The sequence below is a fragment of the Citricoccus zhacaiensis genome (assembly GCF_014645315.1).
Classification (GTDB): Bacteria; Actinomycetota; Actinomycetes; order Actinomycetales; family Micrococcaceae; genus Citricoccus; species Citricoccus zhacaiensis.
On sequence record NZ_BMLQ01000002.1, the window covers coordinates 243948 to 260489 of the forward strand.

The 16542-nt window shown below is 71.9% G+C and carries 16 protein-coding genes; 4 read left to right on the plus strand and 12 right to left on the minus strand.

The genetic code is table 11. The features are described 5' to 3' along the window. Positions 1 to 128 precede the first annotated feature (128 nt). The gene (locus tag IEX49_RS04485) at positions 129 to 581 is read left to right on the plus strand and encodes a hypothetical protein (RefSeq protein ID WP_229672239.1); all 453 of its coding nucleotides are present in this window, start codon (positions 129 to 131) and stop codon (positions 579 to 581) included. Between the two features lie 68 nt (positions 582 to 649). Here the strand turns inward: IEX49_RS04485 and IEX49_RS04490 are convergent, their stop codons facing one another. Beyond that, on the minus strand, positions 650 to 1483 hold the full coding sequence (locus IEX49_RS04490; protein ID WP_188804607.1) for a LysE/ArgO family amino acid transporter: 834 nt from the start codon (positions 1481 to 1483) through the stop codon (positions 650 to 652). A 70-nt stretch (positions 1484 to 1553) separates the two neighbouring features. Here IEX49_RS04490 and IEX49_RS04495 point away from each other — a divergent pair, with 70 nt between their 5' ends. Together IEX49_RS04495 and IEX49_RS04500 are read left to right on the plus strand one after the other, a co-directional pair. Then, positions 1554 to 2492, plus strand: coding sequence for an ArgP/LysG family DNA-binding transcriptional regulator (locus IEX49_RS04495; protein ID WP_188804609.1), 939 nt, complete (start codon positions 1554 to 1556; stop codon positions 2490 to 2492). Positions 2493 to 2567: 75 nt separating this feature from the next. Then, complete coding sequence (locus tag IEX49_RS04500; RefSeq protein WP_188804611.1) at positions 2568 to 3494, plus strand: aspartate dehydrogenase domain-containing protein; 927 nt, start codon at positions 2568 to 2570, stop codon at positions 3492 to 3494. On the opposite strand, the gene IEX49_RS04505 is transcribed toward IEX49_RS04500, so the two are convergent. Beyond that, a complete protein-coding gene (locus tag IEX49_RS04505; RefSeq protein ID WP_188804612.1) occupies positions 3491 to 4066 on the minus strand; it encodes a DUF2087 domain-containing protein in 576 nt (191 codons plus the stop codon). The genes IEX49_RS04500 and IEX49_RS04505 overlap by 4 nt on opposite strands. A gap of 125 nt (positions 4067 to 4191) precedes the next feature. Between IEX49_RS04505 and IEX49_RS04510 the strand changes: the two genes are divergently transcribed. Further along, entirely contained in the window at positions 4192 to 7170 is a 2979-nt protein-coding gene (locus tag IEX49_RS04510; RefSeq protein WP_188804614.1) for an FAD-binding and (Fe-S)-binding domain-containing protein, read from the plus strand. Between the two features lie 89 nt (positions 7171 to 7259). On the opposite strand, the gene IEX49_RS04515 is transcribed toward IEX49_RS04510, so the two are convergent. From IEX49_RS04515 to IEX49_RS04560, 10 genes are all read right to left on the minus strand, one after another. Then, positions 7260 to 8411 (minus strand): LLM class flavin-dependent oxidoreductase, encoded by a 1152-nt coding sequence (locus IEX49_RS04515; protein WP_373286677.1) that lies wholly within the window; start codon positions 8409 to 8411, stop codon positions 7260 to 7262. Between the two features lie 170 nt (positions 8412 to 8581). Continuing rightward, the gene (locus IEX49_RS04520; protein WP_188804618.1) at positions 8582 to 9712 is read right to left on the minus strand and encodes an NAD(P)/FAD-dependent oxidoreductase; all 1131 of its coding nucleotides are present in this window, start codon (positions 9710 to 9712) and stop codon (positions 8582 to 8584) included. Beyond that, positions 9699 to 9956: a helix-turn-helix domain-containing protein gene (locus IEX49_RS04525; RefSeq protein WP_188804620.1), complete on the minus strand. Its 258-nt coding sequence runs from the start codon at positions 9954 to 9956 to the stop codon at positions 9699 to 9701. The genes IEX49_RS04520 and IEX49_RS04525 overlap by 14 nt, the downstream gene beginning before the upstream one ends. After that, positions 9956 to 10465, minus strand: coding sequence for a DUF2975 domain-containing protein (locus IEX49_RS04530; RefSeq protein WP_188804622.1), 510 nt, complete (start codon positions 10463 to 10465; stop codon positions 9956 to 9958). Before IEX49_RS04530 ends, IEX49_RS04525 begins: the two co-directional genes overlap by 1 nt. Before the next feature lie 51 nt (positions 10466 to 10516). Beyond that, positions 10517 to 12184 (minus strand): sensor histidine kinase, encoded by a 1668-nt coding sequence (locus tag IEX49_RS04535; RefSeq protein ID WP_188804624.1) that lies wholly within the window; start codon positions 12182 to 12184, stop codon positions 10517 to 10519. After that, complete coding sequence (locus IEX49_RS04540) at positions 12184 to 12948, minus strand: response regulator transcription factor (RefSeq protein ID WP_188804626.1); 765 nt, start codon at positions 12946 to 12948, stop codon at positions 12184 to 12186. Before IEX49_RS04540 ends, IEX49_RS04535 begins: the two co-directional genes overlap by 1 nt. Positions 12949 to 13044: 96 nt before the next feature. Next, positions 13045 to 14853, minus strand: coding sequence for a carbohydrate-binding domain-containing protein (locus IEX49_RS04545; protein WP_188804628.1), 1809 nt, complete (start codon positions 14851 to 14853; stop codon positions 13045 to 13047). Next, entirely contained in the window at positions 14850 to 15251 is a 402-nt protein-coding gene (locus tag IEX49_RS04550) for a VTC domain-containing protein (protein WP_188804630.1), read from the minus strand. Before IEX49_RS04550 ends, IEX49_RS04545 begins: the two co-directional genes overlap by 4 nt. Further along, positions 15194 to 15724 carry a VTC domain-containing protein gene (locus IEX49_RS04555; protein WP_188804632.1) on the minus strand — a complete coding sequence of 177 codons (531 nt, stop codon included), beginning with the start codon at positions 15722 to 15724 and terminating at the stop codon, positions 15194 to 15196. Before IEX49_RS04555 ends, IEX49_RS04550 begins: the two co-directional genes overlap by 58 nt. Continuing rightward, entirely contained in the window at positions 15721 to 16386 is a 666-nt protein-coding gene (locus IEX49_RS04560) for a DUF4956 domain-containing protein (protein WP_188804634.1), read from the minus strand. Before IEX49_RS04560 ends, IEX49_RS04555 begins: the two co-directional genes overlap by 4 nt. Positions 16387 to 16542: the final 156 nt, after the last annotated feature.

Sequence of the window (16542 nt, forward strand, 5' to 3'; positions counted from 1 at the left end):
CCGTCCATCCCTACCCATCTACCCCTACTCGGAGGAGGTGCCTCGTGGCAGGCTCTCTGGCAGTCTTCGGCTCCCCCCTGGGGTTGCTGGACCAAATAGCAAGTGATCTTCAGACTCTGGGGGTTCGCGTGCTGCGCTCCCGGCATCCGCACGGCGGACTGCCCTTCCCACGTGTCCTGTTGGGCGCAGCGTTTCAGTGGCGTCGAGGATGGCTGGCCAACGGCCTGTCGAGGTGGAAACTCAGGCGGGCCATCGCCAACATCGAACCCGTCATCGCGCAGAACGGCATGGTGCTGGTCCTGGTCCAGCTCATCGGGGTGCCGGCGACCCGCCTCGAGGCCGTGCTGGATCGCCTCTCCGAGATCGCCGAGGACGCCACCGCGCGGGTGACGAATCTACAGGGCAGGGATGCGACCATCAACATTCTGGCGTTCGACAACACCTCCCAGCGACCGGCCATCCGAACCACCGTTCTTGATTACCTCAAGAGCGGCGGAAGGATCACCACGGGCGAATGCGTACATCACCGAGAGCTAGATGGCCGCAGTCTTCACGATGCCTTGACCAACCGCGTCCTCTGAAGGCCGTCGGTGACATCGACGACCACTTCTGTCGGCGGTCGAACTCCGCAATGGAGTCAGCAGACGCCTCACCCAAAGGCGAGGCTCCCCGCGATGAACACCATCACCGCACCGACCACGAGGTCCACGATCTTCCACGTCCGCGGGGTGTCCAGCAGCGGGGCCAGGGCGCGGACGCCGAAGCCCAGGGTCAGGAACCAGATCGCCGAGCCGGTCAGGGCGCCGCCGGCGAAGACCCACTTCTCCGCCCCGTAGGAGTTGGCCAGGGTGCCCAGCATGACCACCGTGTCCAGGATCGCGTGCGGGTTCAGCAGGGACACGGACAGCGCGGTCAGCACCACGGTCCACACGGGGCTCAACGCCCGCTGCCGCCCGCCGGAGCGGTCCATCCGCACGGACAGCCGCTGCCGGTCCGCGACCACGGACAGGGTCCCGGTCGCCGGTCCGCCGGCGGTCCCCGTCCCGCGCCCGACGCCGGCCCCGGCACCCACCAGCGCGGGCTCGCCCCCTGGTGCGCGGCCCTCCCCCGCGTCCTCGGCGACGTCGGCACCCGGCTGTGCGCCGCCGTCGTGCTCTGCGCCTGCCTCTTCCCCTTCGTCCGTGCTCACCGCCATGGACCGCCGCGCGCCGAAGGCGGAGCGGAAGGAGGAGTACGCGAACCAGAGCAGGTAGGCCACGCCGCCCCACTTGAGGACCTCCAGCAGCCACGGGGCGTTCTCGGTGATCACGCCGACGCCGGCCGTCCCGGCCGTGATCAGCACGATGTCTCCCACCATGCAGACGGCGAGGGCCAGCAGGAGCCGGTCGCGTCGGATGGCCTGGCGCATGATGAACAGGCTCTGGGCACCGATGGCCACGATGAGGGCGAGGCAGGTCAACAGACCGGTTAGGAAGATCGTCACGCCGCCACGGTAGGTTGACCTGCGACTTCCGTTCCACCTACATATCCTTCAGGGTATTAAGCTTTGCTTCATGAATACTGACCACCTACGAGCTCTGGCCGCCGCCGTGGACGAGGGCACCTTTGACGCCGCCGCCGACGTCCTGCGGATCTCCGGTTCCGCCTTCTCCCAGCGCATCAAAGCGCTGGAGAAGGACGCCGGCCAGGTCCTGCTGACGCGCACCGTCCCGGTGGGCACCACGTCCGCCGGGGACCGGATGCTGCGCCTCGCCCGGCAGGTGGCGGTGCTGGAGGATGAGACGAGGCGCTCACTCGGCCAGGGCACCGGCGGGCGCACGGTGCTGTCCGTGGCGGTGAACGCCGACTCGATGGCGACCTGGTTCGTGGAGGTGCTGCGGCAGGCCGCCACGTGGGATGACGCCGTGCTGCAGCTGCATCTGGAGGATCAGGAGCACACGCATGAACTGCTGCGTTCCGGCACGGTCATCGCGGCCATCACGGAGGATCCCGCCCCGGTCTCAGGCTGCCTCTCCATGGAACTGGGAGCCATGGATTACCACGCGGTGGCGGCGTCCGCCCTGCTGGACCGGTACCGCCGCGAGGACGGGTCCGTGGACTTCGGGGCCGTTCCCGTGCAGGATTTCGGCACCCGGGACAATCTGCAGCGCAGCCGGCTGGCGGCATGGCAGGCAGACCAGACTGGTCGAGGGCCGTCCGATGCCGGAGCAGGCAGGGGTGGCACAGGGATGGCAGAGGCCGGGCCCCCGCGCCATCAGGTCCCCACCGTTGGCGGATTCAACGCCGCTGTGGCCGCGGGGCTGGGATGGGGCATGATCCCGGCAGGCCAGTTGCCCGAGGGTGTCCTGGAGGGCACCCATCCAGACCTGGTGGCCATTCCCGAACTGGGCCAGTCACGGGTGGCCCTGCACTGGCAGCGCTGGTCCGCGGGCACCGAGGCCCTGGACCGTCTCACCGCCGCCGTGCAGCAGGCGGCACGCAACATGGCCTGAACGGTCGCGGCGATGGTGTGGACTGGGAACCTCGGCCCCCGGGCCGGCCCAGACCTCACCCGCGAAGGACCCCGCATGTCCCAGACCGTTCGGCCCACACCCGCCCGTGTGCTCCTGTTGGGCTTCGGCGCCATCGGCCGCCACGTCGCCACGCTGCTGGCACCGGAGCGGGATGCCGGCCTGCTGCAGCTGCGGGCGGCCGAGCGGAACGTGGCCTCGCACGGTCACCGGACCATCCCGGGAGTCGAGCTGGTCACCACCGGTCAGGACACCGGCTGCCTCACGTGGCTCGAGGCGCTGGCCGAGGCTGACCTGGTGGTGGAGTGCGCCGGCGTCGCCGCCGCGGGTGAGTACGGCCCCGGGGTCATCACCGCGGGGACCGATCTGGTCCTGACCAGCGTCGGAGCCCTCGCCGATCCGGATCTGGCACGGACGCTGCTGGTCGGCCCCGGGCGACTCTGGGTCACCAACGGGGCCATCGGCGGTTTCGACGTCCTCGCCGCGGCGGCCGATGCGGACGGCCTGGACTCGGTCCGCATCCGCACCTCCAAACTCCCCACCTCCCTGATCCGGCCGTGGATGGCCCCGGACGAGGAGGAGCGGCTGCACGGCCTGCGTCCGGAGGACGGCCCCTTGACGGTCTTCGCCGGCGGTCCCGCCGAAGCCATCGGACGGTTCCCCGCCAACGTCAACGTCGCCGTCGGGCTGGCGTGGGCCACGCGCGGGCGGCCGGGGGCCGGCGCCGGGGTTGGCACGGTTGTCGGTACTGACGGGCCGGAGGACGCGGAACTGTTGCGGCGGTCCCTGGAGCGCGTCCAGGTGGAACTCGTTGCCGACGCCGCAGCCGTCCGCAGCCGCCACGAAATCCTGGCCACCGGTCCTGCCGGGCGCATCGAACTGGCCTTCGAATCGGCGCCCAGCCCGGAGAACCCCAAGACGTCCGGAATGACGGCCCTCTCGGTGACGCGCACGATCCGGGAGGCCCTCGGCCTCCGCGGTTAGGGGATGCGGGAATCCGCCGGGATCGCGTACTCGGTGCCCGTCGCAGTGCGCTCCAACAGGGACGCATCCACCAGATAGCGGCGCAGCATCGCCACATCCGGGTGGAACACGTGCAAGCGCTGGTTCAGCTGCGCCTCCGTGAGGACCTCGTCCGCCCCGAGGGCGTGATCGCGCACCCACCGCAGCACCTCAGTGCGCTCGGCCGGTGAGGCGGGCATCGTGTTGATCCGCGGCCCGCGTCCGTCCACCAGGAACTTCCCGACGCCGTCCCTCGCCTCCCGCTGACCACCACGGGCGGTCACGGTGAGCGGCGCCCGCAGCGCGTTGCCGTCCACGGTGACGGAGCCGATGTCATCCTCCGTCAGGATGCGGAGCTTCAACCAACCCTCCACGGACTTCTGTTCCTTGGTGGTCAGGTCCCCGCGGGCCACCGGGTCCAGGGTGCCGAGGGCGGCTCGGGCGAAGACCGTGCGGGCGGCCTCGTTGCCGAGCGCGGCGAGGATCGGCTTCCAGTCGGGTGCGGCGTCGGAGGGGTGCGGGGACGGGGCGGGAGTGTTGGCTGGATCACTCATGACCCCAGTATTGCCCAAGCCCGGGACAACAGACAGGGTCTTCCATGCTTGCCCGTGTCCCAGCGGTCCGGCACAGTGCAGGGACAGGACCCGAAGCCGCCCGCACCCCGAAGGAACCCCCACCCATGGACCTTGAGACGGACCTGGACCCGGACTCCCAGCCGACCACGCGCCCCGATGGCCACCACGCCACCAGGCCTGGCTCCGGACCGGGTGCCGATCTGAGCGCCGATGCCGCCGTCCGGGAGCTCGAGCAGCAATTGCGCGGCGAGGTCCACACCTCGGCACTGCGCCGGGCCCTCTACTCCTCGGACGCCTCCAACTACCGGATCGCACCACGGGTGGTGGTCTGCCCGCTGGACGAGGCCGACGTCGTGACCGCCGTCCGGATCGCGGCCCGGCACGGGCTGCCCGTGACCGTGCGGGGCGGAGGCACCTCCATCGCGGGCAATGCGGTCGGCCCCGGGCTGGTCCTGGATGTGGGGAAACATCTGCATCGGATCGTACGGATCGATGCGGAGGCCCGCTCCGCCGTCGTGCAGCCGGGCGTGGTGCTGACAGACCTGCAGGCCGCGGCGGCGCCGCACGGACTGCGCTTCGGACCGGATCCGTCCTCGGCGAGCCGCTGCACGATCGGCGGGATGATCGGCAACAACGCGTGCGGCCCCCACGGGCTGGCCTACGGGCGGACCGCGGACAACGTCCGCCGCCTGCGCTGGCTGCTGCCGAACGGGCGGATCCTGGACGTGGTCCCGGGGCGCGACGCGCTGGATCAAATACCCGGGCTGGAATCCTTCGTCCAGCAGCACCTCGAACTGCTGCGCACCGAGTTGGGCCGGTTCAACCGCCAGATCTCCGGCTACAGCCTCGAGCACCTGTTGCCGGAGAACGGCCGCAACCTGGCCGCAGCACTCGTGGGGACGGAGGGGACGTGCGGGGTGTTGCTCGAGGCCGAGGTCGAGCTGGTGCCCCGGGCGCCGGCCCCCGCACTGGCGGTGATCGGTTACCCGGACATGCCTGCGGCGGCCGACGACGTCCCCTCGCTGCTGCCCCACCGGCCGCTCGCGCTGGAGGGCCTGTCCGGCGAGATGGTCGAGGTGGTGCGGCGGTCCCCCGGCGGTGACGACGTGCCGGAGTTGCCGGCCGGCGGCGGCTGGCTGATGGTCGAGGTCGGCGGGGCGGACACGGCCGAGGCGGTGGCCGCCGCCGAGGCGATGGTCCGTGCCGCACACGGCCTGGAAGCGGTGGTGCTGCCCTCCGGTCCGGAGGCCGCCCGGCTGTGGCAGATCCGCGCCGACGGCTCCGGGCTGGCGGTGCGGACGGCCGCGGGGGCCCACGCCTGGCCCGGCTGGGAGGACGCCGCCGTGCCACCGGAGCACCTCGGATCCTACCTGCGGGACCTGAAGGAGCTCATGGACGGCCGCGGCCTCTCCGGTCTGGCCTACGGGCACTTCGGGGACGGCTGCATCCACATGCGCATCGACTTCCCCTTCGCCTCCGGCTCCTCGGAGTTCCGGGAGTTCATGGAGTCCGCTGCGAAGCTGGTGGCCCGGTATGGCGGATCCCTGGCCGGTGAGCACGGGGACGGGCGGGCGCGCAGCGAACTGCTGCCGGCCATGTACTCACCGCAGGCCCTGGAGGCCTTTGCCCGGTTCAAGGCCCTGTTCGACCCGGCGGGGCTGATGAATCCGGGGGTGATGGTGGACCCGGACCCGATCGACGCCGCCCTGCGCCGTCCCGCCTCCTCCGAGCAGCGGGCCGCGGACGGTTTCGCCTTCGCCGACGACGACGGCTCGGTCGCCGATGCCGTGCACCGCTGCGTGGGCATCGGCAAGTGCCGGGCGGACCTGCGCGAGCAGGGCACCTTCATGTGCCCGTCCTACCTGGCGACCGGGGATGACAAGGACTCGACGCGCGGGCGGGCCCGGGTGCTGCAGGAGATGCTCAACGGCGGGGTGGTCACGCTCGGGTGGGAGTCCCCCGAGGTCCACGAGGCGCTGGACCTCTGCCTGTCCTGCAAGGCCTGCGCCAGCGACTGCCCCACCGGCGTGGACATGGCCACCTACAAGTCCGAGACCCTGCACCGGACCTACCGGGGAAAGGTGCGGCCGCTGGCCCACTACACCCTGGGACGGCTGCCGTTCTGGCTGCGGCTCGCGGCACCGATGGCCCCGCTGGTCAACGCCGCCGGCCGGGTGCCGGTGCTGCGCCGGGCGATGATGACGCTGATGGGGGCGGATCCACGGCGGTCACTGCCCAGGCTGCCGAGGGCACCGTTCCGGTGGTCCGACGCCGGCCGGGTCTCGGCCGCTGCGGGGCACCGACCGGAGGGCGGGACCGGAAGCCGGACGGCCGACGTCGTTCCCCCGGCCGGTACCGGCCGCCCCGTGGTGCTGTGGGTGGACTCCTTCTCGGACGCCCTCTCGCCCGAGATCCCGGCCGATGCCCTGATGGTGCTGGCGGCGGCCGGATGCGCGGTGGAGGTGGTCGGGCAGTCGACCGGTGAGCAGGCCTGCTGCGGGCTGACGTTGATCTCGACCGGACAGCTCACGGCGGCCAAGGAGAAGCTGCGCCGGACCGTGGAGATCCTGCTGCCGCACGTGCGGGCGGGGCGAGCCGTCGTCGGGCTGGAGCCCAGTTGCACCGCCACGCTGCGCTCCGACCTGGTGGAACTGCTGCCCGAGCACCCCGGCGCGCGGGAGGTGGCGTCGGCCGTGCGGACGGTGGCCGAGCTGCTGACCGAACTCGACTGGGCGCCGCCCCGGGTTTCGGATGCCGACCGCCGGATGCTGGTCCAGCCGCACTGCCACCACCACGCCGTCATGGGCTATTCGGCGGATGAAGCGATCCTGGACGCCATGGGCTGCGACGTGGAGACCTCCAACGGCTGCTGTGGCCTGGCCGGGAACTTCGGCATGGAGCAGGGGCACTACGAGGTCTCCGAGACCATCGCCCGCCAGGGCATCCTGTCCGCAGCCGAGCGATCCCCGGACCGGGCCCTGCTGGCCGACGGGTTCTCCTGCCGCACCCAGGTGAAGGACCTGGCGGGCCTCGACGGCCGGCATCTGGTGCAGGTGATCGCCGACGCCCTGAGGACCTCCTGACCCAGGGATCACGGCCGCGCCAGAGGTCGAGACACGCCGGGCAGATCGACAGTTACCGATCTCGTGATGCCAGGGGTTGGGGCGGCTGGTCAGGAGCCGGCGAGCATGTCCAGGACGAGCGGCTTGACCTTCGAGCCGTAGAGCTCGATCGAGTCCATCATGAACTCGTGCGGCAGGGAGCCGTTGCCGTACTTCATGCCGAAGCGGCCGGCGTCCAGGGCCCGCACGCTGGCGGCCACCTTGCGGGCCACCGTCTCCGGCGAGCCCAGGTGCAGCGCGCCATGGGCGACCTCCTGCCGGAACTGGGCGGGCGAGGGGGCGGGCCAGCCGCGTTCGGCGCCGATCTTGCGCATGGAGGCCTCCCAGTGCGGGTAGTACCGCTCGGCGGCCTCCTCGTCCGTGGCGGCCACGAAGCCGTGCGAGTGCAGCGCCACGCGGCGGGGCTCGAAGCCGCGGGAGGCGATCTCGCGGCGGTAGAGCTCGGCGAAGGGCCGGAACCGCTCGGGAGTCCCGCCGATGATCGCCAACTCGAGCCCCATGCCATAGGTGGCTGCCCGCACCACCGAGGTCGGGGTGCCCCCGACGGCCACCCAGGCGGGCAGGCCGGACTCGTGGGCCGTCGTCGGGAACACGGACTGGCGCTGCAGCGCGGCCCGGGTGCTGCCCTGCCAGGTCACGGGCTGCTCGGTGCGCAGCCGGGAGAAGAGGTCCAGCTTCTCCTCGTAGAGCATCTCGTAGTCGGAGAGCTCGTAGCCGAACAGCGGGAAGGACTCGATGAAGGAGCCGCGGCCCAGGGAGACCTCGGCGCGGCCGTTCGAGACGGCATCCAGAGTCGCGAAGCGCTGGTAGACGCGGACCGGGTCATCCGAGGAGAGCACGGTGACGGCGGAGATCAGCTTGATGTGCTCGGTCTGTCCGGCGATCGCGGACAGGACTATCTCCGGCGAGGACACGGAGTAGTCGGGGCGGTGATGTTCGCCGATGCCGATGACGTCCACGCCGACCTGGTCTGCCAGCACGGCCTCGGCCACGACATTGCGGAGCACCTGGGGGTGGTCGAGACGCTGACCGTCGAGGTCCTGGGTGACATCGCCGAAGGTATGCAGCCCGAACTCGACCGTGCCGGCGGGCACGGAGTCGGCGCGCTCGGTGGACGGGTTGGGCCGCGGGGCGGCAAGGGCGGCAGGAGTGGGAGCAGGATTGGGCGCCGGCTGTGGCTGGGGGCTGGGATTCTCGGTCACATCAGGGTGAACACTGGACCGGACCCGTTCCATTCCTTGAGATTTGTACTTCTTTCCGGGAGAACCCGCATCGAGTCGGCAGTTGTGGTGGCGGTCCGGGGCGGGATCGCCACCACAACTGCCGACTCAGTTGGTTGCGCACGGGCTACAGAAGGGGGGCCGGACACTGGCTATGGCAGCGGGAAGGAGCCGTTGCCGAAGAGGATCCGCCGCGCCAGCGCCTGGCCCGGCGGCGTCCTCAACACAGCGAAGGCGCTCGTGGCGAGAGCCGGCGTGCGTAGCCCGTCCAGGCCCTTGCGCAGGAGCAGCCGCTTGCGGAACCGTGCTCGCAGGGCGTGGCCGTCGTAGCACTCCAGGGCATCCACCCGGCCGGCTCGGAGGGCCTCGTCCAGGACCGCGGCGGCGTGGCCGGACAGCCGCAGGCACGGGTCCAGTCCTCCGGCGGTCAACGGGGAGACCGCCCCGGCGGCATCACCCACCAGCAGCCCATCCGGGGCGGCGATCCGGGGCAGCACGCCGCCCACGGGGATCGGCCCGGCGCGCTTCTCCACCGACGCCGGCCGCGGCACGCCCTCCAGCCCCGGGGCCCGCGCGCTGAAGTCGCGCAGGGCGCTGTACAGGCCGCGGGGAAAGCGCGTGGCATGGCCGGCGGTGCCGACGTGTACATGCTCGCCGTCCCGCAGCACCCAGGCCAGGTAGCCGGGGGCCACCCTGGGGTCCACCACGCAGTGGAAGGTGGGCTCCACGCGCGGATCTGGATCGGGGAACACCTCCTCGGCACCCATCAGCAGCCGGGTGTTGCGGCTCAGCCCGAGCTCGCGGGCGACCCTGGACCGGGCGCCGTCCGCCCCGACCACGAAGCGGGCCCGGACCGGGAGCGGGCCGGCGGCATCCTCGAGGAGATACGTACCCTCCCGCAGGCCGGTGAAGCGCGTGGCCAGCCGCAGGTCGACGCCGGCCCGCACGGCATCGCGGGCGGCCGCCACATAGAGCGGCCCCATGTCCCCGACCCGGTACTCGTCGCGATCACTGGTCAGTGCCACCGGACCCGTCAACCCGGGCGGGTAGAGCACCATGCGACGGATGACCGGCCCCAGGTGCTCCTCGGGCAACGCGAAGTCCTCGAGGGTCCGGCGCACGAAGATGCCGGTGGTCCGGACGGTGCCCGTCAACGTGGGGCGGCGCTCCGCCAGCAGCACCTGATGACCGGCGCGTGCCAGCTGGGTGGCGCAGTGCAGTCCGGCCAGGCCCGCCCCGACCACCAGGACATCTACGTCAGCGCTCCGTTCAGTCGCCGCCATGGCCGTCCTCCCCGCGGTCGTCCTCCGGAGCATCCCGCCCAGCAGCCTCCCAGCGCAGGAGGTCACCGGGCTGGCAGTCCAGCACGCGGCACAAGGCCGCCAATGTGGTGAACCGAACGGCCTTGGCACGCCCGTTCTTCAGCACGGCCAGGTTGGCGGGGGTGATGCCGACGGCCTCCGCCAGTTCGCCGGCCGACATCTTGCGCCGGGCCATCATGACGTCCACGTCCACGACGATCGGCATCAGATCACGTCCGAGAGTTCGTCCTCGAGCCGCCGGGCCTGGGCGTCCCGGTCCACGGCCTGGGCCAGCAACCGGCGGGCGACGTTGACCGTCAGCGCGGCCGCGAAGGCCAGCAACGCCACCCCGCCGACCAGCAGGACGAGCCCCGGAGCGGTGGTGCCGCCGCTCAGGATGACCCCGAAGGCCACCAAGAGCACGCCGCCGCAGGCCATCGCACCGGTGATCACGTCCACGGAGCGGAAGGCCTCGCGGGAGAAGATCCGCCCCCGCAGCACGAGGGTCAGCAGCCGCCAGATGCACACGCCGATCACCTGCAGGCTCACCACCCCGAGGGCCAGGACCACGACCAGGGACACGGCGACCTCCAACGGGGCCGGCTCGAGGTCGATCCACAGCAGCGGCAGGATCACCGCCAGCACCACCAGCGAGCCGGTGGCGGCGAGCACCAGCATGGTCCGCAGGATGACCACGAGGGATCGCGGCACAGACGTGGGAACGGGAGCGGGCATGACAGTCCTCCATCGATTGTCTTTCGATGCCAAACTATCGTTAAACGATAGCTACGGCAAGGTCGGTGACAGCTCCACGGTGAACACCGTCCGCCCCGGACCGGACTCCACCTGCACGTCGCCACCGTGGGCCCGCGCCACCGACCGCACGATCGACAGCCCCAACCCCGTGGAACCCTCGGCCCCGACGCCGGTTCCGGTACGGGCCGCGTCTCCGCGCACGAAGCGGTTGAAGAGCGTCGGCAGCAGCCCCGCGTCGATCCCCGGCCCGTCGTCCTGGACCTCCAACCGCGCGGATCCGGCACCAGGACCTCCGGCCCCGTTCACCACGTCGAGCCGCACGGCCACGGTGGTTCCGGCGGGCGTGTGCTTGCGCGCATTGGAGAGCAGGTTGGCCACCAGCTGGGCCAGCTGCCGCCGGTCACCGGCCACGGTCACCTCGCCCTCCGGCACATCCACGATCCAGGTGTGGTCCCGGCCGGCGGCGGTGGCATCCATGACGGCGTCCACCACGATCTCGCCCAGGTCCACGGCCTGTCGGTCCCCGGCGTCGCCGGTGCCGGTGCCCCCTTCGGCTTCCGCCGCATCCAGCCGCGCCAGCAGCAGCAGGTCCTCCACGAGCGAGCCCATCCGGTCCGCCTGCACAAGCACCCGGTCCACGGAGTCCCGCCCGGACGGGCTGAGCGGCTCGGTCATCCGTACCATCTCGGTGTAGCCGCGCACGGCGGCCAGGGGGGTACGCAGCTCGTGGGAGGCATCCGCCACGAACGTCCGCAGCTTCCGCTCCGAGCGGTTGCGCTGCTCGAAGGCTCCGTCTACCGAGTCGACCAGTCGGTTCAGCGCGTGCCCCACCTCACCGACCTCGTCACCCGGCTGCGCCAGGCCGCCCCGCACCCGGTAGCGCTCCAGCGAGACCTCGCCCGAGCCCATGGGTACCTCCGCCACGCGGGCCGCCGCGCGGGAGACCTCCGCGAGCGGGCGCAGGGAGCGCCGGATCCACCACCAACCGGCGACGCCGGCCACCACCAGCGCTGTCAACGAACCGATGACCTGGACCCAGGCCAAGGCGGCCTTGGTGCCATCCACCTCCGCCGTCGGCAGGCCCGCCACCGCCACGGCCGGGGAGACCTGTCCGGCACCGGACACCGCATCCAACGCCGCGGCCCGCACGAGGTAACCGCCCGAGTCCAGCTCCACCCTCTGCACGGTCGATCCGTCCGAGCCGTCCGTCTCCTCCGCGCCCTCGACCGCGTCCACCACCGAGGCCAGCGCCTGCACGTCGGCCGCAGACAGCTCCACGGCCTGCCCGTCCACGTCCAGCCGGGAGGCCTCCACCACGGTGTCCCCCACCTGCACCAGGGCCAGCATCCCGGCCGGCTGGCCGGGGGCCTCCAGGGGGCTGCGGTCGAGGCCGCCACCCGCGGAAGGAGCGTCCGGTGACGACACGCCCTCGGGGGCGCCGCCGTCGGGAAATCCGCCGTCCGGGCCCCCGGGGCCGCGCAGGAAGGTCAGGGAGCGCTCCCAGGCCTGTTCCACCTGGTGCTCCAACTGCGCATCCACCGCCCGGCCGCTGAGCACGAGCGAGGTCGCTGTGAGGGCGGCCAGCACCACGGCCAGCAGGACCACCACGCCCAGGGCGGTGCGCAGGGCCAGGGAGGGTCGTCGTCGGGTCCGGGCTGGGGCCTGGGTTGCGGCTGGGGCTGGGGCTTGGGCCGTCATCAGGCCGGCCGGATGACGTAGCCGGCACCGCGGACGGTGTGGATCATGGGGGCGCGGCCGGCGTCGATCCGCTTGCGCAGGTAGGAGATGTACAGCTCCACGATGTTGGCCTGACCGCCAAAGTCGTAGTCCCAGACGTTCTCGAGGATCTGGGCCTTGGACAGCACCGCACGCGGGTTCTCCATGAGGTACTGCAGCAGGTTGAACTGGGTGGTGGTCAGCTCGATCGCCTCGCCGCCGCGGGAGACCTCGCGGGTGCGGACGTTCAGGCTCAGGTCCCCCACCACGAGCTCGTCCGCGTCCTGGGCCATCACGCCCGTGCGCTGGACCAGCCGGTGCAGGCGGATCAGCACCTCCTCGAGCGAGAACGGCTTGGTGACATAGTCGTCGCCGCCGGCGGCCAGGCCGCGGATGCGGTCGTCCACGGAGTCCTTGGCCGTGAGCATCAGGGCGGGCACCTCCGGGCGGAAGACGCGGATCTTGGCGAGGACCTCGAGTCCGTCCAGCTCCGGCAGCATCCAGTCCAGCACCAACACGTCCGGGGCGAACTCCCGGGCGGTCTCGACGGCGGCCCGCCCCGCATGAGCCACCCGCACCTCCCAGCCGCACAGGGACAACCCCATGGAGACCAGATCGGCCAGCATCGGCTCGTCATCCACCACGAGGGCGCGCACCGGGGAGCCGTCCGGGTGGGAGAGCTGCGGTAGCACGTCGCGCAGGGCGGACAGGGACGTGGCCGAGGAGGTGGCGGGGGTCGGTTTCATAGGGGACATGGTTCCAGTACAGGGCACCATCCTGTCGCAGCAACGTGCTGAAGCTGTGCTGGACCTGTGAAGGTTGTGCCACGCGCGATCACGCGATCACCAGGCCGGTGCGCCGCCCGGGCCGCCGGCGGGACCGCCGCCCATGCCGCCCGCCATGCCACCGCCCATCCCGGCCGAGTACTCCCCCGCCGTCACGGTCGCCAGCTCCGTGGCGCCGTCGGTGGTTACCGAGCCGTCCAGGGTCTCCCCGGCGGCCAGCCCGGCCTCGGCCCCGGAATCCGCGGTGCTGTACACCGTGTACTCGCCGCCGTCCTCGATCCCGGCGGCCGAGAGGACCAGGTTCTCGGCGGACTTCACCGTGGTGAAGGCCGCCACCACGGCGCCCTCGGCATCCGCCACCACCAGCGTGGTCCCGGCCTCGACCGCCTCGGGCAGGGTGACCTGCAACCCGCCCTGGGTGGAGGTCTCGCCCAGGCCCTGCGCCATGCCGGCGCTGCCGGCGGCCGCCAGGGTGCCCCCGGTCACCGTGAGGTCACCGGCCACGTCGATCGAGCCGTTGCCGTTGCCTTCCGGACCGTTGACCACCACGGTGCCACCGGAGATCTCCGCGCTCCCGTTCGAGTCCAGGCCGTCGCCCTCGGCGGTGATCGTCAGGGCGCCGCCGGTGACGGTGACGCTCTGCCCGCCGGCCGCCTCCATGCCCCCGCCCGGGACGCCGCCCGCAGCCACATCCCCCGCGGAGTCCTCGGTGGTCGCGTCGGAGTCCTCGGCGGAGGCGTCAGCCGTGGAGTCCGCCGTGGCCAGCTCCCCGGAGGCGTTGAGGCCGTCGTCCGAGGAGATCACGTCGATCGCGCCGCCGGAGACCACGATCGCGTAGGCCTCCAGGCCTTCGGTCGACTCGGTCACGGTGACCTCGCCGTCCCGGACGGTCAGGGTGGACTCGGCCTTGACGCCGTCGTCACCGGCGGAGACCTGGAGGCTGCCGCCGTAGACGGTCAGCCAGCCGCGGTCGGACTCCTCGGCGTTGGAGGACTTCACCCCGTCCTGCGCCGCCGTGACGTCCACGGTGCCGGAGATCAGGGCCACGTAGTCCTTCCCCACGATCCCGTCATCGGCCGCCTGGACGGTGACGCTCGCCCCGTCGACCACCAGGCCGTCGTTGCCGTGGATCGCGTCGAGATGGTTGCCCGCCACGACGAGGGACCCGGATCCGGCGATCGTCAGGTCCGCGCGTGAGTACAGGGCCGCGTCCGCGGCGTCCTCCGAGGTGTCCACGTAGGCCTCTGCATCGGCCAGGGAGTTCTCGCTGCCCTCGGCCAGCAGGAGGGTCACCTCGTCGGCGGAGTCGACCCGCAGCGCCGAGCCCGTGGAGGAGGTGATGGCCGCACCGTCGAGGATGACTCGCACGGCGTCCTCCGTGCCGGAGGCCACCACCACGGTGCCCTGGAAGTCGCCGGAGAGGCGGTAGGTGCCGAAGCCGGAGATCGTCAGGACCGCTTCCCCGTCGCCCGCGGTGACGGACACGGTGTCCGCATCGGCGCCGGTCGCACTCGCCCCGGTGCCCTCCAGGGCCACCTCGGTGACCTCGTCCTCGGCATAGCTCGTGTCGTCCGCGTCGTAGTGCGTCGCCTCGGCGATCTCGTCGGTGGCCCCTTGGCTCGTCCACCCCGCGTCGGTCCAGCCGGAGGTGGTGGTGGATGTCCCCGCCGCGGTCCCGGAGCCGGCCGCATCCCTGGAGGTGCCGGCGTCGGACGCCTCGGAGTCGGCCGCGGTGCCGGTAGCCGCGCAGCCGGTGAGCATCAGGGCCGCGCTCAGGGCAACTCCGGTGGCCCTCAGCGCCGCGGGATGCCGGCGGGTACGGTGCTGGTCAGAAGGATGCTGGGGGAACGGATTACGGGGGGTCATGGTCGTGCTCCTTGGTGCTCGAGGTCAGCGGGATGTCCGGCTGGGGTGAGGGGGTCGATCGGCGCGGCGAGCACCACCGGGAGGTCCCGGTGCAGCGTGCGGTGCCAGCGGTGGTGCGGCAGGTCCGGGTGCAGCAGGGCCTGCCCGGCGCAGTACTTGGAGACGGCCACGGGCCGGATCCCCCGGCGCCAGAGCCAGCGGTCCGCAGCGGTCGGGTGGCCGGCGGACTTGGTCTCCACGACGAGCCGTCGGGACAGCCGGAGCGGCCCCCTCACGTCCGCCGGGTGGTCCGCCGGCTGATCCGCAGGGGCCGGCGTCCACAGCAGGTCGCGGTCCAGGGTCAGACGGGTCCCGAGGCCGGGCAGCAGCAGGGTGGTGCGCCGGTAGTAGGTGTGCATGACCGGGCGCAGCGGACCGTCGACCGTCCGCCCGAGTCGCTCGGCCACGAAGCCGAGCCCCTCGCCGGCCAGCGTCCCGTCCTCGAGGCTCCAGGGATGCGGTGCTTGACGGTCTGCCCGGAGGCGGACTTGGTCTTGACCTCGAGGAAGCGGTCGCCGGTGTCCGGGTACCGGCGGGTGCGCACCTTGAAGCGGTGCCGGTGCCGGCGCGCGGCCATCCGGTACGCCTCCAGCGCGGGGGTGTCGTAGTAGGTCGAGTCGTAGGGGCTCGCGGCGGTGCCGGCCACCTCGAGGGCCATGGCCTGCCCGACGCCGGCCCGGCCCGTTCCGGCCCACAGCACCAGGTCTGTGGCCACCGGGACGGGGACGATGTATTTGCGGTCGTGCCGCAAGTGCAGCGCCGCCTGCCGATTCATGGACTCCAGGTCGAGGGTGGGCAGGGTGGCCACGGCGGCGGAGAACGGGTCGCTCATCGCGTGGCCGCCGTGACCGGGCTGGGGGTGATCCCTGCCGGGGCAGGGGCGGGAGGGACCGTGGGCACCGCGGGGCCGGCGTCGGGCCTTCGGTGGGTGGGCCGTTGCCCGGCGCGCGGGACCCGGTAGGTGACGTCCACGATCGTCAGGTCCCGGATCTGGTCCGTCTCCACCACGGTCATCCGCTGGGGTACGGCTCCCAGCAGGTCCCGAAGGTGGTCCGTGAGCTCCTGTTCCCCGGTGACGGCGCGGTCCACGACGATCCGCTGGCGCCGGGCACCGCCCATGAAGCTGGGGTGGTCAACGACCGCCAGAACCAGCACGGGAAGGGCCATCAGTGAGGCGGCCAGCCAGGCCGGCTGCACGCCCAGCCCGGCGATCAGGCCGAGGGCCAGGGACGAGAAGAAGTACGCCACGTCATGCTGCTCCAGCTCGGTGGAGCGCAGCCGGATGATGGACAGCACCCCGAACAGGCCGAGGCCGACCCCGAGTGAGGCGGTGGTGGAGACCCCGGCCAGGGCGGCGGCCACCGCGAGGACACCCACGTTGGCGCCCAGGAAGGACACCACGAGGTCCTTGCGTCCGTGGCGGCTGCGGTAGAGGCCGAGGACCAGCACGCCGATGGCCAGCAGGTCGGCTGCGACATAGAGGAGGGACGGCATCGCGCTCCCTTTCCGTTCAGGGGATGTTGAGGTGATGTTCACCCTGGATGCCGACTCTGTGCCGCAGCTGTGCCGGCCGCTGGTCCGCCCTGTGCGTTCGCCCTGTGCGTTCGCCCGTGCGTTCGGCCTGCACAGTGCCGTCACAGGAAGGGCACA

Coding starts and splice junctions, on each gene's coding strand:
- IEX49_RS04495 (WP_188804609.1), top strand. CDS start 1,554: ATGAATACTGACCACCTACGAGCTCTGGCCGCCGCCGTGGACGAGGGC.
- IEX49_RS04500 (WP_188804611.1), top strand. CDS start 2,568: ATGTCCCAGACCGTTCGGCCCACACCCGCCCGTGTGCTCCTGTTGGGC.
- IEX49_RS04505 (WP_188804612.1), bottom strand. CDS start 4,066: ATGAGTGATCCAGCCAACACTCCCGCCCCGTCCCCGCACCCCTCCGAC.
- IEX49_RS04510 (WP_188804614.1), top strand. CDS start 4,192: ATGGACCTTGAGACGGACCTGGACCCGGACTCCCAGCCGACCACGCGC.
- IEX49_RS04520 (WP_188804618.1), bottom strand. CDS start 9,712: ATGGCGGCGACTGAACGGAGCGCTGACGTAGATGTCCTGGTGGTCGGG.
- IEX49_RS04525 (WP_188804620.1), bottom strand. CDS start 9,956: ATGCCGATCGTCGTGGACGTGGACGTCATGATGGCCCGGCGCAAGATG.
- IEX49_RS04530 (WP_188804622.1), bottom strand. CDS start 10,465: ATGCCCGCTCCCGTTCCCACGTCTGTGCCGCGATCCCTCGTGGTCATC.
- IEX49_RS04535 (WP_188804624.1), bottom strand. CDS start 12,184: ATGACGGCCCAAGCCCCAGCCCCAGCCGCAACCCAGGCCCCAGCCCGG.
- IEX49_RS04540 (WP_188804626.1), bottom strand. CDS start 12,948: ATGAAACCGACCCCCGCCACCTCCTCGGCCACGTCCCTGTCCGCCCTG.
- IEX49_RS04545 (WP_188804628.1), bottom strand. CDS start 14,853: ATGACCCCCCGTAATCCGTTCCCCCAGCATCCTTCTGACCAGCACCGT.
- IEX49_RS04550 (WP_188804630.1), bottom strand. CDS start 15,251: ATGCACACCTACTACCGGCGCACCACCCTGCTGCTGCCCGGCCTCGGG.
- IEX49_RS04555 (WP_188804632.1), bottom strand. CDS start 15,724: ATGAGCGACCCGTTCTCCGCCGCCGTGGCCACCCTGCCCACCCTCGAC.
- IEX49_RS04560 (WP_188804634.1), bottom strand. CDS start 16,386: ATGCCGTCCCTCCTCTATGTCGCAGCCGACCTGCTGGCCATCGGCGTG.